Origin of the sequence: Rhodococcus sp. SB1D (assembly GCF_048573875.1) — a bacterium.
GTDB classification, from domain to species: Bacteria; Actinomycetota; Actinomycetes; order Mycobacteriales; family Mycobacteriaceae; genus Rhodococcus_F; species Rhodococcus_F qingshengii.
The window spans coordinates 511,180-537,669 of the sequence record NZ_JBMAIQ010000002.1; the positions used below are offsets into that span (position 1 = coordinate 511,180).

A 26,490-nucleotide genomic window follows, 5' to 3' on the forward strand; every position below is an offset into this window, starting at 1 on the left:
CTATCCGGTGACAGCGAGACGCAAACTCTGATGGCGGCGTACGAACATGCTGGGGACCCAACGGGGTGGGGATTCGGAATCGATTGTGAAGTGCGCACTGTTTTCGAGAAGGACTGCGATCGCGATCTTTGCTTCCAGACGAGCCAGCGCGGCCCCGACACAGAAATGTGCTCCTTTGCCGAAGGCGAAATGTGCTCGGGGATTGACTCTGTCGAGGTTCATCACCTGTGGTTCGACGAACGACTCGGGGTCGCGGTTCGCCGAACCCCACAGCAGTATGAGATGACTGCCGGCGGGCAGTGTCATGCCACCGAGTGTCGTGTCCGCGTTGACATGTCGGTGATGTCCGCGAAAGGGTGACTCGAGCCTGAGCGTTTCTTCCAGGAACGCGCCCACGAGTAGAGGGTCCTCGCGCAGCTGCGTCTGAATCTCAGGGCGCTCGGCGAGCAACCGTGCAGAGTTGGCGATCAGTCCGGCGGTCGATTCGCCACCCGCACCGACGAGTTGCACCAACATCAGCACGGCCACGTCTTCGCTGAGTTCGCCTGCGTCACAGCAACGGACGAGGTCTCCGAGTAGATCATCCACCGGGTGAGCCCGTGCGTCACGAAACTTGCTGTAGAGGTACCCGGTGAGTTCGGCCGCCGAGGTGACGACGCCTGTCAAACGCTCCGACGTCACGATGCCGCTGAGAAGTTCGGTGCTGTCGTACGACCACGCCAGCAATTGGGGGACGTCGTGTGCCGGCAGGCCGATCAGCGTGGCAACCATCTGCAGCGGCAGCGTGTCCGCTACCGACGTGACCCATTCGATCCGTCGACCGTCGAAGCCGTTGTCCCACAACTGCTGCGTGTACTCGGTCATCACCGGCTCGAGTGCTCGTATACGTTTGGCGACCAGTGTCGGCAAGACAAGTTTGCGCTGGTGTTGATGGTCGGGCTCGTCGGCAGTCGCGAGAACGTGAACAGCTTGGCCGCCGCCGTTCATGTCGAATGTCATTGCCGAACCGTCCGGTGTACGAACCAGCACGCCGGTGAGGTTGTTGGAGAAGTCGTCGGTACGGGAAACGGCTTCGGTGACCAATTCCCACGTGGACACCAGATAGAAGTCGGTATCAGGAATGCGGTACACGGGGTGCTCGCGCCGGAGTACGTCGTATAGCGGGTACGGGTCGTCGATGTTCGACGGCAGGAAAGGGTTGATGTCGAGCGTCGATGGTGTCACGAAGGGAAGATGTCACGGCCGTCGAGGAGAAGTCAACAGGTGGAAAATGCCTCTGAACTGGCATTTTGAGAAAATCTCACGCACTTCAACCCCCTCGTACTTCTCCCAGGTCAGAGGCTCGCGGCCTTCCGTAGCCTTGAGATTTCTGATTGAATCTGTCTCAGAGTGAGACGAGGTGACGGAGAGTGACCGGTGCAAACGAGCGCCGCGCCGCCGACTGGTTGGCCGGCGGTAACCGCCGTGAACTCGCAACCGAGCGCATCTTCGCGGCTGCGGCAGAGCTGATTCGAGAACAGGGATTCGATCGGTTCAACGCCGACGACGTCGCTGCCCGCGCAGGCTGTTCGAGGGCAACGCTCTACCGCTACGTAGGTGGCAAGTCCGCGATCCGCGAGGGGTTGTTGTCACGAGGTGCGGCATCCGTGGCGAGCCAGGTCGCAACTGCCGTCGAATCACTGCACGGCGACGAGCGCATCGTGGAGTCGATCCTCGTCGCCGTCGACGCGATCAGATCCGACGCTGCCATGAGCCACGGCCTTGCGGCAGCGCGGGCCAACGGAATCGACGAGTATCTCGTGTCCTCGCCGTTGCTCCCGCGTACTGCACTGGAACTTGCAGGATTGGATCCTGAAGGTCAAGAGTCGCAGTGGGTGGTTCGGATCGTGTTGATGCTGTTGGCGTGGCCTCTTGCAGACAGGGCCGCCGAACGAGGGATGGTCGAGTCGTTCATCTACTCCTGAGCGGGATTCCGTGTTCGTGAACGGTGCATCGGATCGTCGCTGCTGTAGACGGTTCGGTTCATTGCTTCATTCCTCGGCTCGGTACTCTGAGCGTGTCCGCTGCCGCGAAGGAGAGAGTCACGATGGTCGTACGCAGGCCCCGCGACCGTAAGCAGCAGATTCTTGCGGCTGCAGGTGAGCTTTTCCGTGAGCACGGTTATCACAACGTGTCTGTCGCTCAGGTGGCTGCTGCAGTTGGAATCACGGCACCTGCGCTCTATCGGCACTTCAAGAACAAGCCGGATCTCCTCTACGCCGCGGTCAACGCAGGCATCGAATCGCTCTACGATCGGGTCGCAGGTGCCGAGGATCTGAAAACACTGATCACCGAACTTGCGGCATCGGTGTCCAAACGTCGGGGTCTGTCGCTCCTGTGGCAGCGAGAGGCACGCTATCTGCCTGACGAGCAACGTGAGGAAATGCGTTCGACCCTCAAGAGTGCAGCTTCGCGCGATGCAGCGCTGATCCGAATTGAGCGTCCCGACCTCGACGAGGAAGACAGCTATCTGCTCGCCTGGGCTGTCATCGCAGTCTTCAACAGTGTGTCTTCGCATCGAGTGTCCTTGCCGAGGCGTCAGATGGAACTGCTGCTTGTCGAGTTGGCAGACCGCGCTGCATACGCGGAACTGGGTCGCTCAGAAGTGAAAGTCGTGGCGGCAACGGGTCACCTGCCCGTTGTGATACCCAGACGTGAACTCTTGTTGACCGAAGCAATTCGGCTGTTCGACGAGCGTGGATATCAAGCAGTCAATACCGAGGACATCGGTGAGGCTGCAGGAACGACAGGCCCGAATGTGTACAACCACTTCGATGCCAAGATCGACCTGCTGATCTCCGCGGTCTCGAGGGGCGGCGAGCGTCGCCGGCTCGGCGTTGCACAGGCTCTCGGCGCCGCAACCGGCCCGGAGGACGCGCTGTCCGGATTGCTTGCCGCACATATCGATTTCGCGATCAACGAGCGTCATTTGATCGGGTTGTTGATCAGCGAACTCGACCAATTACCGGACAAGTTCCGCCGCACGTGTGAACAGAATCAACGTGAGTACGTCGCGCTATGGGTCAAGATGCTCGAAGAAGTCCGTCCGGGCCTCGAGTCCGCCACCGCCAGGATCACCGTCAATGCCACTTTGACAGTTGTGGAGAACGCCGTCCGAATCGGCCGGCTTCGCCGTCGCGACGACCTGTCGGACAGACTCTTCGAGATCGGCTGCGCCCTGCTGCTGGGCGCATGAAAAATTCGGGTAAGCGCCACGGGCGGCGGATCGACTCACGAAACTGATCGGAGACGTCATGCGTTTCGACGCAACAGAACTGACGATCGAGGAGCTTGCTCTTCAGGCTGAAGTGCGGGAGTACCTCGACAAGCGACTCACCCCCGGTACCTACTCGCTCGGACTCGGGATGGCCGGGGCGGTGGATCCGGTGTTCTCGCGAGATCTGGGTCGACGTGGGTGGCTCGGCATGTCGCTGCCGAAGGAATACGGCGGGGGCGGACGGTCAGCAGTGGATCGATTGGTCGTCGTCGAAGAACTTCTCGCGCGGGGAGCGCCGGTCGGCTATCACTGGATCGGAGACAGACAGTCGGGTCCGAGCATCGCCGCCAACGGCACGGAAGAACAGAAGCGGTACTTCCTTCCCGGTATCGCGAGCGGTGAGTTCTCGTTCTCGATCGGGATGAGTGAGCCCGACTCGGGTTCGGACCTGGCATCGGTGCGCACTCGCGCCGAACGTGTCGATGGTGGCTGGAAAGTCAACGGCACCAAGATCTGGACCACCGGCGCCTTCCATGCCACACACATACTCGCCCTGCTTCGAACCTCGGCAGACAAGCACAACGGTCTCACTCAGCTGATCGTCGATCGCGACAGCGAGGGTCTGACCGTCTCACCCATTCCGTTCATCGACGGTAGTGAGGACTTCTGCGAGGTGTCGTTCCAGGATGTTTTCGTGCCGGATTCGCGTCGCCTCGGAGACGTCGGAGCGGGCTGGGGACAAAACACCGGTGAACTCGCACTCGAGCGAGGTGGCGTCGACCGTTGGATGTCGCTGATGCCGGTCCTCGAGAACTTCGCGGCCAACCAAGCAGCGCAATGCGGTCCAGCTGCCCTCGCCGATCTGGGCTCGATTACCGCACGCTGCTGGGCTTTTCGCGGGATGTCGCTGTCCATCGCACGGATGGTCGACGCCGGTCGCTCGCCGGTCACGGAGGCCGCGCTGATCAAGGAGATGGCAACACGCTTCGAACAGGACTGTGTTGCGACCGTCGCGCGGCACCTCGGCCGGGCTCCGGACCTTGCATCCGACGATCCGTACGAGTCGCTGCTCGCCCGGGCCGTGCTGGTGGCGCCGTCGTGGTCGATTCGCGGCGGTACCAACGAAATTCTCCGCACCGTGATCATGAAAGGGTTGGACCGATGAATTCGGGGTCACAGATCAACGCGTACACATTCGACGCCGACCTCGAATCGATGGTCGAGCAATTTTTCGCCGAGAAGTCCGGCACCGAGGTGGTAGCGCAGGCGGAGATCGGCGGTCTGCCCGCCGGATTATGGAGCGCGGCAGTCGAACTAGGGTTACCTCTGGTCGGTCTTCCCGAATCGGTTGGTGGTTCCGGTGGCTCGCTCCTCGACGCCGTGACTGTCCAGCGCGCGGCGGCGAGGCACGCTGCGCCGCTGCCGCTCGCCGAGACGTACCTCGCGGGCAGGCTGGCAACAGCGGGCGGGTTACCCGTGCCCTCCGGAATCGCAACGGTCGCCCCGGGTTCGCCGCGCGACGATGTGCGCCGGACCAACGACGGTGTTCTCTCGGGAACCTTTCACGACGTGCCGTGGGGTAGCGCTGCATCAGTGCTGGCAGCAGTTCTCGGTGATCGCGTCGTACTCCTTGACATCTCCGACGCCGAGATCGGTGGCGGGACGGATCTTGCGGGGCAACCGCGTGAGAGCCTGACGTTCTCCGAAGCGCGGACCATTGACGGCGACAACCCGGTCGATGCCCGGATTCTCAGCAAGCTCGGCGCGTTCTTGCGCTCGGTGCAGATGTCGGGAGCGATGGAGTCGGCGTCGACGTTGACCCGGCGCTATGTGTCCGACCGGGTGCAATTCGGTAGGCCCGTCGCGCAGTTTCAAGCAGTCCAGCAGCATATCGTGACGCTTGCTCAGATGGCTTCGATGTCCACGCTGGCCGTCGATCGCACTGCACATGCACTCATCAGAGGCGACGCCGACTTCGAAGTGAGCGCAACCAAATTGGTGGTTTCGCAGAATGCGCTCGTGAGCGTCCGCGCCGCCCACCAGGCACACGATGCAATCGGCATGACCCGCGAATACCGATTGCAAGAACTGACGCGTCGACTGCACGCCTGGCGATCGGAGTTCGGCGACGAAATCGCGAGTGCGACGCAACTAGGAGAGGCCGTAGCGGCGTCGCCGTCACTGCACCGCTTGATCACCGACCCAGAACCGACATTGAAGCTGTAATCCTGACCGTCGTAAAGGATTACGTTGCGTTGCAACGAAGATCGCGCTTCAGCACCTTGCCTGCTGCCGACAGCGGCAATGCATCGACGAATTGGAAAGTGCGCGGAGATTTGTATCCGGCTATCAGCGTTTTCACGTGAGCGCGCAGTTCGTCGGCGTCGGCGTCGAAACCATGCCGAAGGACGACCACGGCATGGACACGCTCGCCCCACTGGGCATCGGGCAGACCGATCACGGAACAGGCCGCGACGGATTCGTGTTGTTCCAGAGCGTTTTCGACCTCGGTGGAGTAGACGTTCTCGCCACCGGTGACGATCATGTCCTTGATGCGATCGACGATGAACAGGTAACCGCGGGCGTCGAGGTACCCCGCGTCGCCGGTATGCATCCACCCGCTGCGGAGCACTTCAGCGGTCTCCTTCGGTTTGTTCCAGTATCCGAGCATGACGTGGCTGCCGAACGTGACGATTTCGCCCACCTCGCCGGGTGGGAGTTCCGAGCCGGCCGGGTCGACGATTTTCACCTCGCAATGAGGGAGTGCGCGACCAGCGCTGCGGAGGAGGTCACCACCTTCGAGGTGATCGGCTGGACTCAGCATGCTGATGTGCGCGGTTTCAGTCATCCCGTAGCCCTGAGCGAAGGAACTGTTGGGGAACATTTGCATGACCTGTCCGAGAAGCGTCGGAGATATGGGCGAGGCGCCGTATCTCAGGATCCTGACGCTGGACAGATCGTAGGTGGTTGCGTCTTCGCCCGTTTCGTTTTTGTGGGCGACCAACATCTGGAGCATTGTCGGCACCAGACCCACGGTTGTCGGGCGATAGCGGTCCACGGCCTCGAGGAACGTCCGTGGGCTGAAGTTCGGTACGAAGACCTGAGTTCCACCCATCAGCGACTGAGCCAACCATCCGACGATCCCGGCAATGTGAAACAGAGGGTTCACCGCGAGGTTCGTTCCGTTGCTGATTGCCACGCCGCCTGCCGCGAGAGTGCCCAGCGCCGAGGTCATCAGCGCTTGATGGCTGATCATCACGCCCTTCGGCACTCCGGTGGTCCCGCCGGTGTAGAGGAGTAGTGCAAGCGTGTCGCCGCCGACGCGCAGATCGTCGACCGGAATCGCCTCCGCGATCACCTGTTCGTAGTCGAGCATTCCGTCCGGAACTCGGTCGTTGCCGCAGTAGACGACAGTGGTCAGGCCTGGACACGCCTCGCGAAGGGTAGATCCGACGGAAGCAAAATTCTCGTCCACGAGTAATACCGTCGACCCTGAATCTTCCAGGGCGTATGTGATTTCCGCCGTGCTCCAGCGAGAATTGACCGGACTGGCCACTGCTCCGAACCACCAGCAGGCCAGGAGCGCCTCGTGGTAGTAGTCGGAGTTCGATGCCAAGATCGCGACTCTGTCACCGGTGCGCAGGCCTAACGTCTGCAGCCCGCCCGCGAGCCTCTTGATCCGGTCGACCGATTCGCGAGACGTGCGCACTCGGCCATCGGAGATCGTCATCACCGCTTCGGGCGACGCTCGTAGGGATCGGTGAACGAATTGAGTCAGCTGCATGCGATTCCTCCTGCGAGTGTGCGGCGAGTGCTCTGACTCGGATCAGTTCCGGCACTGATGCTATTGGCCTGACAATTGCCCTCACTCACCGCCTGAAATCATGCCCCACTCCGGTGCAATCTAGACGATTGTCCAGTTAACTCTGACGATTCCATCCTGCCGTGGGGTGATTTCTGCGAGAGTGTCGAACATGCGAGCAATCCTGGTAGCCGGTATGAGTGCGTTCGTGGCGGTCGTCTCGGCGCCCTCTGCCGGCGCCGAAACGACTACGAACCAAGTGCGCTCGTTTTCCGAGACCACGTCAGTCGGGGTCCACAATTCCTACGAGAAGGCGACGTTTTCGTACTTCGCCGACGCTTTGGATTCCGGGGCGTCGTTGCTCGAGCTGGACTTGTGGACCAACGGAGGCGGTCCGGACTGGCGTGTGTCGCACATGAATCCGGTGGCGAGCGACAGCAACTGCGTCGGCGCTCAGGACGCATCCGGGTTGCGAAGCGGTCTACGAGATCAGGGATTCCGTGGATGCCTGGCAGATATGCGGGCGTGGCACGAGGCCAATCCCGAGCATCCGCCGGTGATGATCAAGTTGGAAATCAAGGACGGGTTCACTGCCGGGTACGGACGTGGGCCCGCGGATCTCGACGCCCTGATTCTCGGGACTCTCGGAGACGCGGTTTTCACGCCGGCCGATCTGATGGGGGAGTCCTACTCCACCCCGGATGCCGCCGTCACCGAGCGTGGATGGCCGAGCAATTCCGAAATGACCGGGAAATTTCTGTTCGAGCTGATACCGGGAACGATCGAGGAGGGAAACCCTCTCGATACGGAGTGGACGGACCGGCAGTATGCGACGCACCTGCGAGATCTGTCCTCCGCCGGGCTCGTCGAACTCGGCGCCGCCTTTCCCGCTGTTCACCGTGCATCACCGGGAGACCCACGTCTCGACCGCTATACCGACCCGGGGATCCGTCCGTGGTTCGTGATCTTCGACGGTGACGCTCTCGACTACACCGCCGGAGTCGTGGATCCGAGTTGGTACCACGATCGCGGCTACCTGCTCGTCATGACCGACGCGCACAAGGTCGCTCCGCAGATCGACGGAACCCATGCCACCGAAACCGAGGCGAGCGAGCGTCTCGACCTGTTGGCCGGGCAGCACGCAAGTTACATCACCGCGGACTGGTCGAGGTTGCCGAACGTAGTGTCCACCGTGGTGCCGCGTCGGTGATTTTCGAATGGCCGGATCGTGAAGAGCGAGATCTGACGGGCGGCAATTCTCAGGAACAGGGTGCAGGATGGGTTCATGCGCACTGTCACGTGGAATCCCGAAGTCTACGGCCGCTATTCGGGTGAGCGGTCACGCCCGTTCGTGGACCTGGTGTCACGGGTGGCCACCGAAGACCCGACGCGGGTAGCCGACCTCGGCTGCGGATCAGGCACCCTGACCGCGATGCTCGGGGAAAGATGGCCGGACGCCTCGGTATCCGGATTCGACTCGTCTCCCGAAATGGTCGCGCAGGCCCCTACAGACCTACCGGGAAACGTCACCGTCGAGTTGGGGGACATCATGTCCTTCGACGCCACCGGTTACGACGTGGTCGTCAGTAACGCTGCATTGCAGTGGGTTCCGAGCCATCGCGAGCTGATCGACCAGTGGGCGGACACCCTGGAATCCGGATCGTGGCTGGCGTGGCAGGTGCCGGGTAACTTCGATGCTCCGTCCCATGCGCTCATGCGAGATCTCGCGGAATCAGCGGAATGGAGTGAGCGACTGGGTGGCGTCCTACGCGGCCCGGAAGGCGTCGACAGTCCAGTTCAGTACGCGCAGCGTCTCCAAGAACACGGATTCGACGTCGACGCCTGGGAGACGACGTACGTACACGTGCTGGCAGGTGCCGACCCGGTGCTCGGATGGGTACGGGGGACGGGGTTACGACCCGTGCTCGACGTTCTCGGCGAAGCTGACGCTCCGGAGTTCGAGCGTCAGTATTCCGATCTGCTGAGGGAGGCCTACCCCGCAACAGCCGCCGGAACGCTCTTTCCGTTCCGGCGGGTGTTCTGCGTCGGACGCAAACGGTAACTACTCGGCTGGGTTGCGGTCAGCCGATCACTGCGCCGTGACAAAGCCTTCCGAGACCAGCCAGTCGCGGGCCACGTCCGCCGGCTCCTTGCCGTCGACGTCGACCTGCCGGTTGAGCTCGGTCATCACCTCGTTGGTCAGTCGCTCCGAGATCGGTGCCATGACTTCTGCTACCTGCGGATGTGCTTCCGCGAAGTCCTTTTTCATCACCAGTGCCGGATTGTATTTCGGGAAGAACTGGAGATCGTCGTCGAGCAGAACGAGATCAAGTGCGATGATGCGACCGTCGGTGGTGAACACCTCGCCGAACTTGCACTGATCGCCATCGGCTGTCGCCTGGTAGATGATGCCGGTCTGCAGGATCTGGCGTTGGGCACGAGAGGCGTCGAAACCGTATTTCGCTGCCAGGCCGGGATATCCGTCCTGGCGGACGTTGAACTCGGTCTCGACGCACGTCACCGCAGCTCCGGGATCGGATTCGACCAACTTCGCGTAGTCGGAAACGGTCTTGACACCGGTCTTCTCAGCGGTCTCCTTGCTCATCGCCAATGCATACGTATTGTTCATCGGCGCCGGATCGGTCCACACCATGTCGTTCGCAGCAAGGTCCGCATCGCGGACGGCCTCGAACTGCGCCTGCGAATCGGGAAGCGGTGTCTCGTTGCCGAGGTAGTTGATCCAGCCGGTTCCGGTGTATTCGTACGCAAGATCGATCTGGCCGTTCAACTGTGCGTCACGGGTGCTGTTCGAGCCCTGGATGTTCGTGAGATCTCGAACATCCGCGCCCGCAGCGGCCATCGCGAATTCGATGACGTACCCGAGCACGATCTGCTCGGTGAAGTCCTTGGAGCCGACGGTCATCTTCACACCCTCGAGCTCCGGAACCGGCTCGATGCTGCCGGGGCCGACGGCCAGGGGCAGTGCGCCACCGGACTCGAGACCACACGAAGCGACAAGTGTGAGGCCGATCGTGGCAACCGCGAGTTTCCAGCCCCACGTTCTGGTGATCGAAGTCTTGGTCATCGCAATCCCTTGGGCCCGAGATAAGTTTCGGCGAGCGCGCCGAGCCAGTCGATCAGCAAGGCCAGCGACACCGCCAGTACGGCACCGACAACGAGGGTGACGTTGTCGCGGAGCTTGTATCCGGTGTCGATCAGAATGCCGAGTCCGCCGGCACTGACCAGGAAGCACAGCGTCGCGGTACCGACGGCCAGAACGAGCGAAGTACGCAGTCCTGCAAGGATGTACGGGACGGCCATCGGGAACTCGAGTTGACGTAGGACCGTGAGCGAAGACATTCCCTGCCCGCGCCCCGCATCGATCAAGGTCTTGTCCACTTGCTGGTAGCCGAGGATGGTGTTGCGCAGCACCGGAAGCAACGAATAGAACGCAATGGGAAACACGCCGATCCAGAAGCCGGTCGTTCTTGTCGCGAGATAGAACAGCACGAGCAGGCCGATGGCAGGCGCTGCGGCTCCGATGTTGGCTATTCCCACGAAGAACGGTGCCAGGCGGGTGAATTTCGGCCTGGTCAGCAGGGTTCCGAGTGGAACCGCGATGGCGACGACGATGATGACCACGGCGGCGGTGATCAGTACGTGCTGCCAGGTCAGAGTGACGATGTTGTCGAGGTTGATGCTCGCCTTCTGCGTCGCGTTGAGATCTCGGCTGAATGCCCAGATCAACACGCCCGCAACCAGGATCAGGACGATGACCGGCTGCACATACAGTCGCATCCGTTCCGCACGGCGCGTGGCGGCGTTCTCGGCCGCACCCAGATCGGGGGCGTCCGGTTCCATCTCAGGCGCGGAGACGCGCTCCTCTGTCGTGGCAGTCATGTTCAACCCTCGACGTTCTCGGTGTCTGGCTCTTCGTCGTGGTCGTGCGCATGCTCCTCGCGCATTTCGGAGAGATGGCTGACCAGTGTGTCGATGGTGATGAGACCGACGTACTCGCCACGCCGTCCGGTGACCACGGTGGACGCATTGCTCTCTGCGAGAAGAGCTTCCAACGCATCCTGCAGGGTGGACTGGATGGACACGGCTTCGCCGATCTCGTTACCGACACCTCGAAGAGTCGACGCATGGGCGAGGTGGCCGGGCGAGACCCAGCGAAGCGGCCGTCCGCGCTGATCGAGAATCAGGGCCCACTTCCACTTACGCGCTGCGAGTGCGGTTCTCAAATCATCGACCGAATCGGTTTCGCGGGCGGTGAGGCACTGCTTGAGTTTGATCTGGCGCACGCGTGTCAGGGTCAGCTGCTTGAGCGAGGCGTCCGCCCCGACAAATCCGGCGACCATGTCGTTTGCGGGATTGGCGAGAATCGCTTCCGGAGTGTCGTACTGCATGATGCTGGATTGATTGCCCAGCACGGCAATACGGTCACCGAGTTTGACTGCCTCGTTGAAATCGTGCGTGACGAAGACGATGGTCTTACCCAACTCCGACTGCAGACGCATCAGTTCGTCCTGGAGCAGGCCGCGGGTGATCGGATCGACGGCACCGAAAGGTTCGTCCATCAACAGCACCGGAGGATCGGCAGCCAGCGCCCGCGCCACGCCCACACGCTGTTGCTGCCCACCGGACAATTGGCGAGGGTAGCGGTCGCGATAGGTATCGGGATCGAGGCCTACGAGGTCGAGCATCTCGTCGGTGCGCGCTGCGATACGTTTCTTGTCCCAACCGATCAGACCCGGGACAGTCGCGACGTTCTTCGCAATCGTGAAGTGCGGGAACAAGCCTGCCTGCTGGATCGAGTACCCGATGCCACGGCGGAGCTTGTCCGGGTCGATCGACAGCGCGTCCTTGCCGTCGATGGTGATCTTGCCGGAGGTAGGTTCGATCAGGCGGTTGATCATGCGCATCGTCGTCGTCTTGCCGCAACCCGAAGGTCCGACGAAGACCACGATTTCACCGGCCGGAACAGTCAGCGAAACATTGTCCACCGCTGCAGCTTTCTGGCCCGGGTACCGCTTGGTGACGGACTCCAGGACGATCTCGACCCCGGATACCTTCTGATCTGTGGATACGTCAGACGGAATGGTTTCAGTCATTGCAGCCCCTTCGAAGTAGTGAGACGACCGATGACGACGTAGATTCCGTCGAGAATCAGAGCGAGAATGACGATCAGTACGGTGCCGACCAGCGCTTGCGGAACAGCATTCGGGCTACCGACACGCGAGAGTCCGGAGAAGATCAGGTTTCCCAGACCAGGACCTTTGGCGTACGCCGCGATGGCGAGGATGCCCATGAGCATCTGTGTACTGACCCGCATGCCGGTGAGGATCGACGGCCACGCGATCGGTAGCTCGATTCGACTCAGTACGTGCATGCGATTCATTCCGACACCGCGGGCTGCGTCCGTGATCGCCGGGTTGACTGCATCCAGACCGATGATCGTGTTCCGAATGATCGGGAGCAGGGCATACAAGATCAACGCGGTGATCGTGGGAGCGACGCCGAGACCGAGAATCGGAATGAGCAGTCCGAGGAGGGCGAATGAAGGAACCGTCAGGATCGTGCTGGCCAACGCCGTAGCGATGGAGGATCCCGCCGGGCTCCGGTAGACGAGAATGCCGATGATCACGGCGGCGATCGTCGCGATGATCACGGACTGGATAACTGCTGAAACATGAAGGTACGAGTCGGTCAACAACTGTTGTCGTCGTGCAACGACAAAATCCCATAGCGCGCCCATATTTCCGAACCCACTTTCTTCGGACTTCTGCTCGCTCGAACGTCTTCCCTCGACACCGACCGGCGCACAAGGGCTTTCCCCACAGCCTCCGTAGGCCGAGGGGTTTCCCTCGACTGTCGTCCAAAAACTGAGATACTGCAACTAATTCCGATTGCAGCGTGTCGGATGTTGTTCTGGACGTGAGATTTTGCGAGACGCGGGTATGTACCCACTGCGAGCAGAGTTGAAACGCGCTGGAGATGGCAAAGCGGGAGAGTTCCGCAGAACTCTCCCGCATTGCTTGATTTGTCCGAATTGGCCTCAGGCCCAGCTGAGCACATCCTCATCGGAGAGGCGCGGCAGACGATCGAACCAGGGGTTCTCACCGGGATGGCCGATGTTCACCACGAGGATCGTCTTGAAACGTCCGTCTGCGAAGAATTCGCCGTCGATGCCGTCGGCGTCGAACCCGGCCATCGGGCCGGCGACCAGACCCTGTGCGCGAATCGCGAGGATCACATAGCCGGCCTGAAGTGCGGCATTGAACCGACTCGTCGAACTGGCGGCAGCCTCGTCGGATTCGAAGTAGTCCTTCATCTCCGGGCGAATGGGGAACAGGTTGGGGATGTGCTTGTAGAACTCGGTGTCCACCGCCAGAACGGCAACTGCAGGAGCGGCCTCGGTCTTGGCTTTGTTGCCGTCTGCCATGTGCTCGACGAGGCGTGCTTTGCCTTCCTCGGTACGGACGAACAGCACACGTAGCGGATTGGTGTTGGCCGCGGTCGGTGCCCACTTCGCGAGCTCCCAGATCGCAGTCAGTTCGTCGTCGGTCACAGGTTCGTTCGAGAAGGAGTTGGCGGTGCGAGCCGCAGTGAAGAGGAGTTCGCGGCCGGCTTCGTCGAGTTGCTGGGCGGTGAATGGCGTGGCTGCGTCGAGAGACATCGGGGGTTTCCGTTCCGTGGTAGCTCGACCGAGCATCACCCGGTAAAGCTAGTTGCTAGTAAAAAAATAGTGCCTACGGATACGTTAGCACTGTGGCTAGGATGGTGGGGTGGCAAGCAAGAGCGAAGCGGGACACGAGCCCCGCGCATGTGACGGGGCTCTGGCCCGCGCGTTCGGCTTCCTGGGCAAACGGTGGAACGGCGTCATTCTCGGCACGCTGCTGAACGGGCCGGCGGGATTCTCCGAACTCAAGCGCGCGGTGGGCGGGATCAGTGATTCGGTGCTCTCGGAACGCCTGACGGAGTTGGCAGGGGCAGGCCTGGTGACGAGGAGCGTCGATGCAGGTCCGCCCATCGCCGTGGAGTACGAACTCACAGCGTCGGGGCAGGCGCTGCTCCCCGCTCTCAGTGAACTGACAACGTGGGCCGCCGAAAATCTGCCACCCGAGAGTTGCTCGAACTGAGCGCTCGCTAGGACGCCGGCGCCGCGACCGCGTGGGTCGCGCTTCTGTGGGACGAAATCTCGTAGGAAGCGACGAAACATCTACGCAACGTAGATGCAACGTAGCCAAAACTAGTGTTCTGGATCACACAGTGTTCGTGTGGTCGAGAGGCCTTTGGTCACGAATCTGTGGGCAGAACGGGTCCTGGTTCGCTACCGGTGGTGGATGAGGACAAGGTTCCGCGGGTTGAGCACACAGCTCGCGGAACCGCCCCACCACACGCCCCGACGAGGGCACCGGCCGACAGGAGTTCAGGTGTCCGTAGTTGCGGAAGTCTCGGCGATCGATTTCGCGGAGACCGAATTCGATTGGGCGCAGCGATCGACGCTGATTCGTGAAGTCGACCCACTCGTTCCGGGGCCACCATCCTTGGCGATGTGTCTGAGCGAGCCGACGCGCGGACTGGTCGACATCGCTTCACTGCTTCTCGCGGCTCCTTGGTTGCTTCGATCGCCGCGTGGGGACGGGCATCCGGTCCTCGTTCTCCCCGGATTGCTGACTTCGGACGTTTCGACTCTCGCCTTGAGGACATACCTCAGCTTTCTCGGATACCGGGTTCACGGTTGGAATCTGGGTCTGAACACCGGTCCGACGGCGACGGTGGTCGACGGACTGCCTGCCGCATTGGCCGAGGTAGCAGATCGATACGAGCAGAAGGTGTCGGTAATTGGCTGGAGTCTGGGCGGTATCTACGCTCGAAAGCTGGCGAGGGACCTGCCGGATTCGGTGCGTCAGGTAGTGACACTGGGAAGTCCTTTCGGTCTCACCAGTCTGGAGCAGACGAGAGTCGGATCTCTCTACGCTCGTTTGTCCGGCAATCACGCGATACTGCCTCCGGTCGACGGCATCGAATCCGAACAGGGATCGCCTATTTCCGTTCCCGCCACGTCGGTCTACTCCAGGCACGACGGTATCGTTCCATGGCAAGCGTGCTGTGAAACCTCGGCAGGCCTGTCGGAAAGCATTGCGGTGCAAGGCAGTCACATGGGGTTGACCCACAACCCGTCGGCGTTGTGGACCGTTGCCGATCGTCTGGCGCAGGACGTCGACAACTGGCAACCTTTTGCGGCTCCGAAACGGCTTCGACGCATGTTTCCCTGCTGAGGTGCGAGGCTGAGGTCCGAGGCCGGGGTGTGGGGGAGAACCCTGAGTCCGACGCGGGGACGGACTCGTACCTGAGGACACACCGCGTCGGAAAAGATGGGTCCATGGCCTGATGCGCACAGGTGGATCGGCAGCGGATAGTGGAGGTCGACGCGGATGAACCGCGAGTTCCGTTGAAAGGAAACAACACATGACCTCCCCGATGAATACCCGCAAGCTCACCCGCGCCCGCTCGGGAGCAATGTTCGGTGGGGTGTGCGCCGGAATCGCTCGGTACTTCGGTTGGAAGTCGTCGACTGTCCGCTTGCTGTTCGTACTCTCGTGCCTGCTGCCCGGCCCGCAGTTTCTGATCTACATCGTGATGTGGATTTTCATTCCTCGTGAGCAGATCTGACCGAACCGCTCAACGGCGGCGGTCTTTCAGGCATTGCTTGGCCTCGTGCAATTCCTCCGAACTCAGTGGAGGAAGGGGCAGTGCGTCACGGTGCAAGCCCTCCGTGCGTAGGCCGTCGAGCATTACCGAGAGGTATCGACGCCACACGGTCGGGTTGACGGGCTGAGCAAATTCGGTGACTGCGCCCACCATGAAGATGAGGCCGAACAGGTCCGTCGGTACGGCGTCGGTGCGCAGCATCCCGGCCTCCTGGGCCCGGTAGAAGATCCTCTCGACCGACGGTTCGATGATGGATCGTTGGCATGCGACTTGCTCGCATCCCTCGTCGGTTCCGTTCAGGACGTCTTTGAGTCCGCGGTTGACCGACATACGGCTGCAGGCGAATTCGGCAAAGGTGACAAGTCCGTCCCACGGATCCGGATTGGCAAGTGACGCGTCCGCGGCCGCTGCCATGTCGGCGAAGTTCTGCTGGAAGACTCCGTCGATCAATTCTTCTTTGCTGGCGAACCGCCGATAGACCGTTCCGACGCCGACCCCCGCGCGCCGGGCGACGTCGTCGAGTGTGACGTCGATCCCTTCTTCGGCGAACAATTCACGTGCGGCGTCGATGATCAACTGCCGATTACGTGCAGCATCGGCGCGAAGGGGGCGCTCCATTGCGGTACTCATGTCCCCACTCTACCCGCCAAGTGGAGACAGCCTCTCCGTTTTCGTGTAGCGTTTTTGCTAACCGGAGAAGTCATCTCCGCATAGGTTGGGCGAGGGACTATGTCAGACATTGCTGAACGGACTGAATTCGAGCAGTCCTCAGCGCCTTCAGGGGACAACCACGCAAAGCGGTGGCTGGTTCTCGCGGTTCTGGGAATTGCGCAGCTGATGGTGGTCTTGGATGCCACCATCGTCAACATCGCGCTGCCTGCTGCGCAGCGCTCACTGGAGTTCGGTGATTCGGACCGCCAGTGGATCATCACGGCATACGCATTGGCGTTCGGCAGTTTGCTGCTACTCGGCGGTCGATTGAGCGACTTGTTCGGGCGCAGGCGAACTTTCATCGTCGGCCTGATCGGCTTCGCAGTCGCTTCCGCCATCGGTGGCGCAGCCGTCAACTTCGAAATGCTTGTTGCCGCTCGTGCCGGCCAAGGCGTATTCGGTGCGCTCCTTGCCCCGGCAGCCCTGTCGCTGCTGTCCGTGACATTCACGGATCCAGGTGAGCGTGCCAAGGCGTTCGGTATCTTCGGTGCCGTTGCCGGCGGTGGTGGCGCCATCGGACTGCTGCTCGGCGGCGCACTCACCGAGTGGGTCGACTGGCGCTGGTGCCTCTTCGTAAATCTCTTCTTCGCGGCGATCGCCCTGGTCGGAGCAGTCCTGTTGCTCGCGCCGCACACCAGTGACTCGCGACCCAAACTCGACATCCCCGGAACGATCCTGGTGTCGATCAGCTTGTTCAGCATCGTCTTCGGATTCTCGAAGGCCGAGTCGGACGGGTGGAGTGCAACTCCCACTATCTCGTGGCTCGTTGCCGGCGTCGTGTTCATGGCGGCGTTCATCTACTGGCAGACCAAGTCCGAGCACCCACTTCTTCCGCTGCGGGTGGTCCTCGACCGAATCCGGGCTGGCTCGTACCTGGCGATCTTCCTTTCCGGCGCAGGCATGTTCGCAGTCTTCCTGTTCCTGACGTACTACATGCAGCTGATCCTCGGGTACAGCCCGATCATGACCGGCCTCGCATTCATGCCGATGGTGTTCGGAATCGTGACAGCGGCAACGCTTTCGACAGCGGTTTTGCTGCCGCGCGTCGGTCCGCGAGTGCTGATCGTGAGCGGAATGGTCATCGCGGCGATCGGAATGACGCTGCTGGCCCAGATTTCCGTGGACAGCACCTATGCAGTACACATTCTGCCGGGGCTCGTCGTCACCGGACTCGGCATGGGCAGCATTTTCGCCCCGTCGATGCAGGGAGCAACTTCAGGCGTGCATCACGAAGATGCCGGCGTCGCATCTGCCACGGTCAACACGATGCAGCAGGTGGGCGGCTCGATCGGAACTGCACTGCTCAGCACGATTGCCGCCTCGGCTTCCACCAACTACCTGGTGGGCCGCGAGATGAATCCGCTGACTCAGGCGCAGGCCGCCGTCGAGAGTTACACCACGACGTTCTATTGGGCCGCAGGCATATTCGCGGTCGGTGCGGTCTTGACCGGACTGGTTCTTCGGAGTGGACTGCTTCCGGATTCGCCGGAAGGTGAACCGGTAATCGCCCACTGACAGCAAATTTCGGGGTCGACGCCGCAATGGCGTCGACCCCGAAATCGACTCAGCAGTTCTTCCCGGGCGTTGCCTGAAACCGATGAAGGACGTGATCGAGTTGCTCGGAGGACAGCGCCGGCACGGGCAGTTCCCGATGGTCGGTGCGGGACGCGCAGAGTCCGTCGATCATGAACCCGAGTGCGCGGCGGTAAGCCTGAGGGGCCTCGTCGCCACCGAACTTCTGGGCCATCTTGACGACCTGCATGAGAAGCGGAATGTCGTTGACTTCGAAGTCGCTGCGCAGGGTGCCCTGTTCCTTGGCTCGATTGACAAGTACCGCGGTGTGTCGAGCGATCCCGGCGCGCGCGCGAGCGAAGGTGTCGGACGTGAAGCGTCCGTCCATCAGGAGATCGCCGAATCCGCGGTTGTCTGCCATGCGCAGAGAGATCACGTCGAGAAAGTAGACAAGACCTTCCCAGGCGTCGGGCATCTCTCGGGCGGTGGCGGCGATCGTTTCGATCTCGGAACACCGCGTGTCGAACAGTGCCTGGATCAGTTCGTCCTTGCTGGCGAACCGGCGATAGACGGTGCCGACGCCGACGCCGGCGTGCTTCGCGACGTCCGCCAGCGTGGCGTCGAGTCCTTGGGCAGCGAACACCTCGCGAGCGGAGTTGAGGATGCGCTCGAGGTTGGCCTTGGCGTCGGACCGAAGGCGCGGCTGTGAGCAGTCGGCCGAGGTCCCCGCATGAGAAGCGTCGGGGTGTGTTGTCGGCATCCTCACAGTCTACGGCACTAAGCGGAATGATCGATTCCGTTAGTGCTATATTACTAAGCGGAACGTGTGGTTCCGATTGTCCGTATGAGAGAAGCCGATATGAGCACGTCTGACATCTGGGTCGGGAGCAATCCGATCTCGATGGTGGGTACGCGGAGTGCAGGTTTCGCGGCAACGAGGCTTCGCGCCCTTGCCGGCGACGGCGCCTTTGCTCAGCTCGTTCGTTTTGCCCTCGTCGGCGGAGCCAGCAACATCTTGTACTTTGCCGCTTTTCTGGCGCTGCGCGGTGACGGAGCGCTGGTCGCCAACGCAGTTGGTGCGGTCTTGAGCACCATTCTGGCCAATGAGCTGCATCGCCGGCTCACCTTCCACGCCGCGGATCGCGTCAACTGGTTCACCGCGCAGTGGGAAGGCGGTGGACTCGCACTGGTCGGGTTGATCGCCAGTTCTGCCGCCATCAGTGCGCTCGGCTTCCTTCTCCCAGGCGCCGACGGGCTTCTTCAAGCCGGGCTTGTGATCGCCGTGAGCGGAATTGTCGGTGGCCTGCGATTCGTCGCCCTTCGCGGTTGGGTGTTCTGAGCGGTTCTCGAATTCGGATCGGACTCGGCTCGTAGGGAACACTGAGACCCATGAGCCTTTCGATAGCCGACTCCGGCATCCGTCTGGCTGTGCTCTGCATCGTCATGGCACTTGTCGCCACGCTCGTCTACCGATTCACCTATCTCGGTAGCGTTCGGGTGGTCCCCGGTGCCCTCGCTCGTGGCGCTCTTCAGCTGGCTGCGATTTCGTTGATCCTTGCCGCCGCCTTGGCCCACATCTGGTCGGCGCTCCTCGTGCTCGCCGGCATGTTCGTTGCGGCGTCTTTCACCGCGGCACGACGCTCGAACGCGGGGACGTCCGGAGTTTGGCTGACCATCGCGTTGGCGTCGGGAATCGGTGTGGTTCTGCCACTGATGCTGCTGTCCGGAGTGGTTCCGCTGCAAGGCGTCGCTCTGGTGCCGATCGGCGGCATTGTTCTGGGTGGCGCGATGACTGCAACATCGATGGCAGCCAAACGCGGACTCGACGCCGTCGACGACCGATACGGGGAAGTGGAAGCAGCACTGAGCCTTGGATTTTCCCAACGAGATGCGCGGTGGGAGGTAGCCCGCACCGCTGCCTCCGATGCTCTGCTGCCTGGAGTCGACCAGACGCGCACCGTCGGCCTCGTGACATTGCCCGGAGCCTTTGTCGGTGTGTTGCTCGCGACGGGATCGGCCGTTCAGGCCGGTGCTGTGCAAATTCTTGTATTGGCAGGGTTGTTGTTGGCACAAACCTGCTCGGTGGCCGTGGCGTTGGAACTCGTCGCCCGCGGTTTCGTCTTTCGAGGTCAAGCTGTCAGGCCTGCGCGAGTTCGTTGATCTTGTCGCTGCGAAGGACGCGCTCGGGAAGATTGTTTGCCGCGAGGGTGATCATTGCCCTACCGATGCTTCACTGGTCACGCCGCTAGGCCATACCCTGCGCAAGAGTGGGTAAAGAGGCACGGAGATTTGATACGACCGTGTCGATTCGTGAATCGTCCATGTATTCGACCAGCACTCTGTTGCCGACCATCACAATGGAACGGACTGGAGATCATCCGGCCGGAATGGCCAACTGAACGCTTGACCTGCAATTATGAGTCCATTTTGATCCGACTCGCGACTAAAGTCCCTACAAACCGGCTGGACGGTTGGCTGAAAATAGTTTTATGGACGAAGGAGTTGATGAAATACACGTTCTCGGATCGGAGTCCGCCGGTCGAATGGTAGAGGCGTCGGCGATCATCGTTCTCGGTGCGCTCTGTGCAGTAGTCGCAGGTTCGGGTGTGTTCTTTGTCGTCGGATCGATTGGTGGCTTCGCCCGATTGCTCTACCTGGTTGTTCGTGGTCCGCTCAACTCTTGCTCGGTACCGGTGTCGAATGTCGAGCTGGCGCCTTCGAGAACGTCATGTGGTCGTTGATGCTCCCGAACGTCGAGTGAAGACGATCAAGGATGTAGTTCTGACGCATGTTCCACGGTGACTTCGATCCCTGCTTCGGGAACTGTTCCACAGCACGCATGACGTACCCCGACGCCAGGTCCAGGATCGGCCGCTGGTCCATCTCTTCGCTCGCGTGCGGCACGCACTTCGAATAGCCGCGCTTGTCCATCTCCGTCAGCAGTCGGCAGACGTACATCGACGTGAGATCTGCTCGCAGAGTCCACGAGGCGTTGGTGTAGCCGACGCACATCGCGAAGTTCGGTACGTCGCTGATCATCATGCCCTTGTAGACGTAACGATCACCGAGGGTGACGGGTTCGCCGTCCACTTCGATCGACATCCCGCCGCACGCTTCCATCTTCAATCCTGTTGCAGTGACGATGATGTCAGCTTCGAGTTCGCGACCTGACGCGAGACGAATTCCGGTCTCGGTGAAAGTGTCGATGCGATCGGTCTCGATCGAGGCCTTGCCGGATCGGAGGGCTTTGAACAAATCGCCGTCCGGTACGACGCACAAGCGTTGATCCCAGGGATCGTAGGTGGGTGTGAAGTGAGGATCGAGTGGGATCTCTTCCGGGAGTTGGCGACTGATCGCGAGGTTCAGCAACCGCTTTGCACGCGCTGGACTGCGCCGGCACAGTTGATAGAAACTCAGGTTCACTACGATGCTCTTCCATCGAGCGATGCTGTGCGCGAGTTGATTCGGCAATACTGCGCGGATGGTGTCCGATACCTTGTCGCTGGACGGCAGAGCCAGAATGTATGTCGGTGATCGCTGGAGCATGGTGACATGGCTCGCGTCGCGCGACATCGTGGGGACCAAAGTGACTGCGGTGGCGCCGCTTCCGATCACAACGATCTTCTTGTCGGAGTAATCGAGATCCTCGGGCCAGAACTGCGGGTGCACTACGTCGCCGCTGAATGATTCACGTCCAGGGAAGTCGGGGGTGTATCCGCCTTCGTAGCTGTAGTAACCGCTGCAGAGATAGAGGAAGTTGCAGGTCAGGGTTTCATCTTCGTCACCGGTCGTGACAGTGACCGTCCACGTCGAGTCAGCTGACGACCATGATGCGGCCGTCACCTTCCGGTTGTACCGAATCTTCTTGTCGATCCCGTTCTCTCGCGCGGTGTCGCGCACGTACCGGAGGATCGAATCACCGTCGGCGATTGCTTTGGCATCTGTCCACGGCCGAAACGGGTAGCCGAGCGTGAACATGTCGGAATCCGATCGGATGCCAGGGTATTTGAAGAGGTCCCAGGTTCCGCCACTGTTCGCACGGGCCTCGAGGATTGCGTACGACTTGCCGGGAAGCTCGGTCTGGAGTCGATACGCAGCACCGATGCCGGACAAGCCGGCGCCGACGATCAGGACATCGAGGTGTTCGGTGCTCATCAGTTCGGACTCCGTATCGATCGTGTGGGGCCACCGGGCAGACTAAGTGTTCGATCTCCACACTACTGAACGATGCTCAGTAAGGCGAGGATGACCATGTGATCGTCGGCGGTCGGATAGCCGCACACAGTGGTTTACCTGCGGCGTCGGTGAGGCCGAGGTCTCCGTGGAGCATGCCGGAAGCGTCGGCCTCCTCGGCGATGTGCTCGGGGATCGCGTCGAGCATCAGCTTTGCGCGCCGAAACATCTCGAACGTCTGGTCATCGGATACCGTCACCCAGGACAGGTAGATGAAGCGTCCGCGAGGTGGACCCTGGATGTATGGACCGAGTAAGTCCCAGGCACCGGACTTTCGCTCCAGACTCGCTGTCAGTTCCCATCGCACTGTCTCGGTATCTCCCGGTACGAGGTCGAGGATTTCGTGTGGCTTGCCTCGGCGCTGAACGCCGACGTGGATGTTGCTGCGCTCTTCGAAGGTTGCGGTTTCGGAACACTCACGTCCGGGCAGGCTGTGACCGGTGATGATGATCTGCATATCGACATCATGCTCTGCATAGGTCGGGAGGGGTTGGCGTGGTGAGTCGTTCGGGTAGAACCTCTGTTGCGGCCGTGGTGGCGAGCATTCTGTTGTCGGGTCTCGGGTGGGGGTCAGGTGTTGCAGTGGCGACGGCGGACGAACCGGAAGTCGCGGGCGCGCTGGAGTCCTATGGCGAACTCTCGGCCGCAGTGTTTCCGGTCGGCGCCGGTGAGACGCAGCGGGTCGTCTATCGAACTCTGCGTACCGCTGACAGATGGGGAGAGTCGTCAGGGTCCGTGTTTCTGCCGGAAGGCGCCCCACCGGCGGGCGGTTGGCCCGTCATCTCCTATGCCCACGGAACTTTGGGCAGTGCGGATCAGTGTGCACCCTCGTCGACCGGATTCGGTCCGGGCGAGATCGAACCGATCGAACGCTGGTTGGAGCAGGGGTACGCGGTGGTCGCTACCGACTACTCGGGAGTTGGTACCGACGGGGTGCTGGCCTATCTCGACGGACATGCCGCCGGGGCGAATGCCGTCGACATCGTGCGGGCCGCGCACGAGTTGTACGGCAATGTGCTGAGTCCGCGGTGGATGGTCGCGGGTTTGTCCGAAGGTGGTCATGCGGCGTACTTCGCGGGACACGAGGCCACCACTCGTGCACCGGAATTGGATTTCCGCGGCTCGGTCGTTGTTGCCGGCCCCACACACATGGAAGGGCTGTTTCCGTTGGGCGGACCGCTGTTTCCCGACTTCGGCATCACCGGGCTGGTGGGATACGCGCTGTACGTTCTGGCCGGGATCGACGATCAACGACCCGAAGAGAACATTCGCGAGGTTCTCTCGCCGCAGGGGATCGAGTGGATGGAAAAGGCTCGGACACTGTGCGCCGGAGATCTCGGCCGCCACATTCGCGCCGAACGAATCCAATTGAGCTCGTTGTTTTCTCGGTCGGTATGGACGCCACGCTTCCACGATCTGTTTCGCGAGATGATGCAGGTGCCGGTCGACGGCTACGACCGTCCACTGCGCGTGGTGCAGAGCGTGTCGGACACAACGGTTCCTGTCGCCCTTACCTGGGCGCAACTGGTCGACATGCGTTCGCGGGGAACGCAGTTCGAGTATCAAGAACTCGCCGGAATCAGCCACGGTCAAACGACGGTCGCTTCGATGGACCAGACCATGGAGTTCGTCGATCGATTGATGAGGTGATGTCCTGGTGGTGTGGTTGTCCAGGGTGGCTGTTCAGCGCATACGCCGCGGACCGTAATCGTGGCCACCGTTGGCGAACCACACGATTGCCGCAATCGCGTACAGGATGCAGACCAGGAGTAGTAGGCCGCCTGCGATCCACAGCGAGATCTGACCGAGCCGTTTCACTCGATCGGACGCATACCGCGACCCGGCCATATCGCCGTCAGCCCACAGCGGATACACGTTGAAGGCGTGCGTGAAAGCGGAGAAGGAAAGCGGCCAGAAGAACAGCAGCGAGACCACTGCCCAGCCCGCATTGACGGGTGGTCGAATCGGGTGCTGAGGAACGGATTGCTGGACAGTGGGTTGATCCGGGGTGGTCATGGGGGGCTCCTGACATGAGGTGGCCCTTTCGACGCTACTGCGATGGAGCTGAAGAATCACTGAGTGTGCGCGATCAGCCGTAATGCCAGTCGCGATCCATCCGTCGGAAGTACGGAAAGAGTGTGGCCTCCTCGAAATCGAGGTGCGACTGCATATGATCCGCCAATTCGGAGATTGCGGCGTGTGCCCGATTGACCGTGGAGGATTCGGTGCTCAGCGCGAGCGACGCACGCTTGGCTTCCGACACGATCTCCCCGACAAGCTTGTGTTCTGCCTGCAGTCGTTCGACCGCAGGGGCCAACTCGGGAAAGTTCCTGGTCATTACCGGGAACATTCGTTGATCTTCGATGGTGTGGTGCAGAGTCAGCGTGTTGCAGTAGAAGTCGCAGTTGACCCGTAGTTGCCAGACGAAATCCGCGATCGTCAGATTGTCGATCATCTCGGGTATCCGAGTCAGATCGGCGGTTTCGTCCGAAAACAGTTGCAGGGCATTCTCGAGTACCTCGATATCGGCTCGCAGAGGTTCGTGAACCTGACGTAGCTGTTCGATCATCCTCAGACCGGCAACTGTTGCCGTGTTGTGCGAATGAGGGGTGTTCACGTCAGCGCAACTCGATCCCGCTCCGCGAGCATCCTCGCTACCGGCAGGACGTCCTTTGCTGCCATCTCGATACGCTCGAATACCTCGGGGTTGAGGATAGTCGTTCCGTCGAAATCACCTGAGCTGAGATAGATCCCGACCGGAGCGGTCAGCGCTTGGAAGAAAGCGAACAGTGGACGCAGGGCATGGTCCAACACGAGAGCGTGGCGGTCGCTGCCACCTGTCGCAGCAAGAATCACCGGAGTGTTGGCAAGCGCGTACTGGTCCACGAGATCGAAGAAATGCTTGAACATTCCCGTGTACGAGCCTCGGAACACCGGTGACGCCGCGATGACGATATCGGCGGACTCGACTGCTGCCAGCGCTTCGGCGGTCACTGAGTCGACGTGATCGCGATCCAGAGCAGATGCAAGACCTGGAATCAGATCCACGATTTCGAAAACTCGTGTGTCGATCTGCTCGAAGTCTCCCAAGGTTTCGACGATCAGGTCGACGAGGGCGCGAGTCTTGGAGGGTTTTTGAAGGTTGCCGACAACGGCAACAATTTTGAGCGGTGTGCTCATCGAAACTCCTATTTTTGGGACGACTTCAGTGATTCGATTTCCTTACGCACAACGGGGGCTACTTCGGTGCCGAGGATCTCGATCGCACGCAGCATGTCCTTCTGTGGCACGTTGCCGAACCCCATCTGGATCATGATGCGGTCATGATGGAACAGTTCGTACTGCGCCATCGTCTTGTCGATGATTTCCTGCGGGCCGCCGAGGAAGAACGCACCCGCGGTGGTTGCCTGCGCTTCATATGCCCTGCGCGGCATGGGAACTCCGTTTCCGCGCTGATGATGATTCTGCATCCACCCGGCCTGGAAGTACGGGTACGACGTGTCGAGTGCTGTTTGCTTCGAGGTATCGACAAATCCTGGCGAAGCAATCGAGACAGCCAGTTTCTTCGGATCGTGTCCGAACTCCGCTGCAGCCCTGCGGTATAGATCGACGAACGGTTCGAACTGTTGGTAACTTCCACCGATGATGGCCAGTGAGAGGGGCAGGCCCAGTTTCGCGGCACGGACGACAGAGGCCGGAGTACCTCCGACTGCGATCCACACCGGAATCTGACGGTCCGGGCGGGGCGTCACGTCACCGTCGATCAGTGGTGGGCGAAGTTGTCCTTCCCAGTTGATCGGGTTCTCGTCGCGCAGTTTCAGTAGTAGATCAAGCTTTTCGGCGAAGAGTTCGTTGTACTGGGACAAGTCGTACCCGAAGAGCGGAAATGACTCCGTGTACGAACCTCGGCCGGCAATGATCTCGGCACGGCCTTCGGAAAGCAGGTCGACTGTCGCGAACTGTTGGAACACACGGACGGGATCGTCGGAACTGAGTACAGTTACGGCGCTGGACAGCTTGATGTTGTCGGTAGCTTGAGCCATTGCCGCGAGCACAACTGCCGGGGCTGAGACTGCGAAGTCGGTGCGATGGTGCTCGCCGACGCCGAAGACATCGAGTCCAACCTGATCGGCAACGGTTGCCTGCTCCACCAAATGGCGAAGGTGGACACCGGGATTCATCATCGCGCCGGTAGTGGGATCTGGGGTGAGTTCACCGAAATGGTAGACGCCCAATTCGAAAGCCATGTTGTTTCTCG

General features: G+C 61.1%; 28 protein-coding genes. 13 read left to right on the forward strand and 15 right to left on the reverse strand.

The features are described from left to right. A complete protein-coding gene (locus ACN50D_RS07965; RefSeq protein WP_064113486.1) occupies positions 1-1,224 on the reverse strand; it encodes a cytochrome P450 in 1,224 nt (407 codons plus the stop codon). Positions 1,225-1,409: 185 nt separating this feature from the next. On the opposite strand from ACN50D_RS07965, the gene ACN50D_RS07970 reads away from it, so the two are divergent. From ACN50D_RS07970 to ACN50D_RS07985, 4 genes are all read left to right on the forward strand, one after another. Beyond that, entirely contained in the window at positions 1,410-1,964 is a 555-nt protein-coding gene (locus tag ACN50D_RS07970; protein ID WP_007731448.1) for a TetR/AcrR family transcriptional regulator, read from the forward strand. A gap of 122 nt (positions 1,965-2,086) precedes the next feature. Continuing rightward, positions 2,087-3,235, forward strand: a complete 1,149-nt coding sequence (locus ACN50D_RS07975; protein WP_178377370.1) for a TetR/AcrR family transcriptional regulator — start codon at positions 2,087-2,089, stop codon at positions 3,233-3,235. Positions 3,236-3,293: 58 nt separating this feature from the next. Beyond that, the gene (locus ACN50D_RS07980; protein WP_042922335.1) at positions 3,294-4,421 is read left to right on the forward strand and encodes an acyl-CoA dehydrogenase family protein; all 1,128 of its coding nucleotides are present in this window, start codon (positions 3,294-3,296) and stop codon (positions 4,419-4,421) included. After that, the gene (locus ACN50D_RS07985; RefSeq protein WP_211920846.1) at positions 4,418-5,482 is read left to right on the forward strand and encodes an acyl-CoA dehydrogenase family protein; all 1,065 of its coding nucleotides are present in this window, start codon (positions 4,418-4,420) and stop codon (positions 5,480-5,482) included. Before ACN50D_RS07980 ends, ACN50D_RS07985 begins: the two co-directional genes overlap by 4 nt. 19 nt (positions 5,483-5,501) lie before the next feature. Here ACN50D_RS07985 and ACN50D_RS07990 read toward each other — a convergent pair whose 3' ends face one another. Continuing rightward, the gene (locus ACN50D_RS07990; protein ID WP_064113488.1) at positions 5,502-7,040 is read right to left on the reverse strand and encodes an acyl-CoA synthetase; all 1,539 of its coding nucleotides are present in this window, start codon (positions 7,038-7,040) and stop codon (positions 5,502-5,504) included. 190 nt (positions 7,041-7,230) lie between these two features. Here ACN50D_RS07990 and ACN50D_RS07995 point away from each other — a divergent pair, with 190 nt between their 5' ends. Continuing rightward, a complete protein-coding gene (locus ACN50D_RS07995) occupies positions 7,231-8,268 on the forward strand; it encodes a phosphatidylinositol-specific phospholipase C domain-containing protein (protein ID WP_211920844.1) in 1,038 nt (345 codons plus the stop codon). Between the two features lie 75 nt (positions 8,269-8,343). After that, positions 8,344-9,120, forward strand: coding sequence for a trans-aconitate 2-methyltransferase (locus ACN50D_RS08000; protein ID WP_030535206.1), 777 nt, complete (start codon positions 8,344-8,346; stop codon positions 9,118-9,120). Between the two features lie 27 nt (positions 9,121-9,147). Here the strand turns inward: ACN50D_RS08000 and ACN50D_RS08005 are convergent, their stop codons facing one another. The 5 genes from ACN50D_RS08005 to ACN50D_RS08025 form a co-directional block, all read right to left on the reverse strand. Continuing rightward, positions 9,148-10,143, reverse strand: a complete 996-nt coding sequence (locus tag ACN50D_RS08005) for a glycine betaine ABC transporter substrate-binding protein (RefSeq protein ID WP_003939988.1) — start codon at positions 10,141-10,143, stop codon at positions 9,148-9,150. Beyond that, positions 10,140-10,958, reverse strand: coding sequence for an ABC transporter permease (locus tag ACN50D_RS08010; RefSeq protein WP_003939758.1), 819 nt, complete (start codon positions 10,956-10,958; stop codon positions 10,140-10,142). The genes ACN50D_RS08005 and ACN50D_RS08010 overlap by 4 nt, the downstream gene beginning before the upstream one ends. A gap of 2 nt (positions 10,959-10,960) precedes the next feature. After that, entirely contained in the window at positions 10,961-12,172 is a 1,212-nt protein-coding gene (locus ACN50D_RS08015) for an ATP-binding cassette domain-containing protein (RefSeq protein ID WP_007731456.1), read from the reverse strand. Continuing rightward, positions 12,169-12,816 (reverse strand): ABC transporter permease, encoded by a 648-nt coding sequence (locus ACN50D_RS08020; protein WP_054187726.1) that lies wholly within the window; start codon positions 12,814-12,816, stop codon positions 12,169-12,171. The genes ACN50D_RS08015 and ACN50D_RS08020 overlap by 4 nt, the downstream gene beginning before the upstream one ends. 300 nt (positions 12,817-13,116) lie before the next feature. Then, a complete protein-coding gene (locus tag ACN50D_RS08025) occupies positions 13,117-13,737 on the reverse strand; it encodes a malonic semialdehyde reductase (RefSeq protein WP_063315823.1) in 621 nt (206 codons plus the stop codon). Between the two features lie 109 nt (positions 13,738-13,846). Between ACN50D_RS08025 and ACN50D_RS08030 the strand changes: the two genes are divergently transcribed. From ACN50D_RS08030 to ACN50D_RS08040, 3 genes are all read left to right on the forward strand, one after another. After that, the gene (locus ACN50D_RS08030; protein WP_007731459.1) at positions 13,847-14,200 is read left to right on the forward strand and encodes a winged helix-turn-helix transcriptional regulator; all 354 of its coding nucleotides are present in this window, start codon (positions 13,847-13,849) and stop codon (positions 14,198-14,200) included. A 294-nt stretch (positions 14,201-14,494) separates the two neighbouring features. Next, the gene (locus ACN50D_RS08035; protein ID WP_020970664.1) at positions 14,495-15,343 is read left to right on the forward strand and encodes an alpha/beta fold hydrolase; all 849 of its coding nucleotides are present in this window, start codon (positions 14,495-14,497) and stop codon (positions 15,341-15,343) included. A 190-nt stretch (positions 15,344-15,533) separates the two neighbouring features. After that, on the forward strand, positions 15,534-15,737 hold the full coding sequence (locus ACN50D_RS08040; RefSeq protein ID WP_003939828.1) for a PspC domain-containing protein: 204 nt from the start codon (positions 15,534-15,536) through the stop codon (positions 15,735-15,737). A 9-nt stretch (positions 15,738-15,746) separates the two neighbouring features. On the opposite strand, the gene ACN50D_RS08045 is transcribed toward ACN50D_RS08040, so the two are convergent. Next, positions 15,747-16,406, reverse strand: a complete 660-nt coding sequence (locus ACN50D_RS08045; RefSeq protein ID WP_080712681.1) for a TetR/AcrR family transcriptional regulator — start codon at positions 16,404-16,406, stop codon at positions 15,747-15,749. Positions 16,407-16,505: 99 nt separating this feature from the next. On the opposite strand from ACN50D_RS08045, the gene ACN50D_RS08050 reads away from it, so the two are divergent. Continuing rightward, positions 16,506-18,002 (forward strand): MFS transporter, encoded by a 1,497-nt coding sequence (locus ACN50D_RS08050; RefSeq protein WP_003940566.1) that lies wholly within the window; start codon positions 16,506-16,508, stop codon positions 18,000-18,002. 49 nt (positions 18,003-18,051) lie between these two features. Here the strand turns inward: ACN50D_RS08050 and ACN50D_RS08055 are convergent, their stop codons facing one another. Then, positions 18,052-18,759 carry a TetR/AcrR family transcriptional regulator gene (locus ACN50D_RS08055; RefSeq protein WP_007731468.1) on the reverse strand — a complete coding sequence of 236 codons (708 nt, stop codon included), beginning with the start codon at positions 18,757-18,759 and terminating at the stop codon, positions 18,052-18,054. Between the two features lie 141 nt (positions 18,760-18,900). Here ACN50D_RS08055 and ACN50D_RS08060 point away from each other — a divergent pair, with 141 nt between their 5' ends. Both ACN50D_RS08060 and ACN50D_RS08065 read left to right on the forward strand, forming a co-directional pair. Beyond that, positions 18,901-19,338, forward strand: a complete 438-nt coding sequence (locus tag ACN50D_RS08060) for a GtrA family protein (protein WP_020908979.1) — start codon at positions 18,901-18,903, stop codon at positions 19,336-19,338. A 50-nt stretch (positions 19,339-19,388) separates the two neighbouring features. Next, positions 19,389-20,159: an ABC transporter permease gene (locus ACN50D_RS08065; protein WP_007731470.1), complete on the forward strand. Its 771-nt coding sequence runs from the start codon at positions 19,389-19,391 to the stop codon at positions 20,157-20,159. Positions 20,160-20,672: 513 nt separating this feature from the next. On the opposite strand, the gene ACN50D_RS08070 is transcribed toward ACN50D_RS08065, so the two are convergent. Both ACN50D_RS08070 and ACN50D_RS08075 read right to left on the reverse strand, forming a co-directional pair. Further along, on the reverse strand, positions 20,673-22,154 hold the full coding sequence (locus ACN50D_RS08070; RefSeq protein WP_047271111.1) for a flavin-containing monooxygenase: 1,482 nt from the start codon (positions 22,152-22,154) through the stop codon (positions 20,673-20,675). A 76-nt stretch (positions 22,155-22,230) separates the two neighbouring features. Further along, positions 22,231-22,689, reverse strand: coding sequence for a DUF5990 family protein (locus ACN50D_RS08075; RefSeq protein WP_042452701.1), 459 nt, complete (start codon positions 22,687-22,689; stop codon positions 22,231-22,233). Positions 22,690-22,727: 38 nt separating this feature from the next. On the opposite strand from ACN50D_RS08075, the gene ACN50D_RS08080 reads away from it, so the two are divergent. Then, the gene (locus ACN50D_RS08080; RefSeq protein WP_047271110.1) at positions 22,728-23,882 is read left to right on the forward strand and encodes an alpha/beta hydrolase; all 1,155 of its coding nucleotides are present in this window, start codon (positions 22,728-22,730) and stop codon (positions 23,880-23,882) included. A 33-nt stretch (positions 23,883-23,915) separates the two neighbouring features. Here ACN50D_RS08080 and ACN50D_RS08085 read toward each other — a convergent pair whose 3' ends face one another. The 4 genes from ACN50D_RS08085 to ACN50D_RS08100 all read right to left on the reverse strand — a co-directional run bounded on the left by ACN50D_RS08085 (position 23,916) and on the right by ACN50D_RS08100 (position 26,479). After that, positions 23,916-24,248, reverse strand: coding sequence for a CD225/dispanin family protein (locus ACN50D_RS08085; protein WP_047271108.1), 333 nt, complete (start codon positions 24,246-24,248; stop codon positions 23,916-23,918). Between the two features lie 73 nt (positions 24,249-24,321). Continuing rightward, on the reverse strand, positions 24,322-24,849 hold the full coding sequence (locus ACN50D_RS08090; RefSeq protein WP_030535215.1) for a hemerythrin domain-containing protein: 528 nt from the start codon (positions 24,847-24,849) through the stop codon (positions 24,322-24,324). Next, positions 24,846-25,412 carry an FMN reductase gene (gene msuE / locus ACN50D_RS08095; protein ID WP_019745144.1) on the reverse strand — a complete coding sequence of 189 codons (567 nt, stop codon included), beginning with the start codon at positions 25,410-25,412 and terminating at the stop codon, positions 24,846-24,848. Before msuE ends, ACN50D_RS08090 begins: the two co-directional genes overlap by 4 nt. Before the next feature lie 8 nt (positions 25,413-25,420). Next, entirely contained in the window at positions 25,421-26,479 is a 1,059-nt protein-coding gene (locus ACN50D_RS08100) for an LLM class flavin-dependent oxidoreductase (RefSeq protein ID WP_054781093.1), read from the reverse strand. Positions 26,480-26,490 lie beyond the last annotated feature (11 nt).